Raw genomic sequence first — 661 nt, 5'->3', positions numbered from 1 at the left:
AGATCAAGCAAAGGCGCTAGAGACTCAATACGTGCATAATGCGTTAAAAAGAAACCCTGTGCCTAGAAACTACAATTACTACCAAGCGCCTGAAAAACACTCTAAGCATATTATGCCCTCTGAAATTTTTGATGATGGCACATTCACTTATTTTGGTTTCAAAAACATCACTCTCCAACCTGCTATTTTTGTGGTTCAGCCTGATGGGAAATTAAGCATGACTGATGCTGCTATTGATCCTAACATGACCAATTCAGGATTGAGATGGTATAGAGTTAATGAAATTGCAGAAAAGTTTAGGCTCATTAAAGACAAAGCCCTTGTAACAGTAATAAATAAAGGCTATGGGAAAAATCCATTGACAAAAAATTACAATATCAAAAACTATGGTGAATTGGAGCGTGTGATTAAAAAGCTCCCTCTTGTCAGAGATAAATAAAAAGGCGTTAAGACATGAATGAAGAAAACGATAAATTTGAAACTTCTAAAAAAACCCAACAACATTCACCCCAAGATTTATCCAATGAAGAAGCAACAGAGGTCAATCACTTTGAAGATTCTTCAAAAGAATCCAAAGAAAGCTCAGATCATCATCTTGACAACCCCACAGAAACTAAAACCAATTTTGATGAATACGAGTCAGAAGAAATAACTAACGATT

At 35.4% G+C, this 661-nt stretch carries 1 protein-coding gene and 1 pseudogene; both read left to right on the top strand.

Features of this window, described 5'->3' with window-relative positions; all coding sequences use genetic code 11:
- A pseudogene (gene cagX, locus IE271_RS44590) lies at nucleotides 1-439 on the top strand (type IV secretion system apparatus protein CagX); the annotation flags it as partial.
- Between the two features lie 14 nt (nucleotides 440-453).
- The coding region (locus IE271_RS44585) for a hypothetical protein (protein WP_229920010.1) at nucleotides 454-661 on the top strand (208 nt) is incomplete at its 3' end.

The organism is Streptomyces minutiscleroticus (assembly GCF_014650875.1).
GTDB classification, from domain to species: Bacteria; Actinomycetota; Actinomycetes; order Streptomycetales; family Streptomycetaceae; genus Streptomyces; species Streptomyces minutiscleroticus.
Note: the sequence above shows the minus strand (reverse complement) of the source record. Positions and strands in the feature narration are given on the sequence as shown.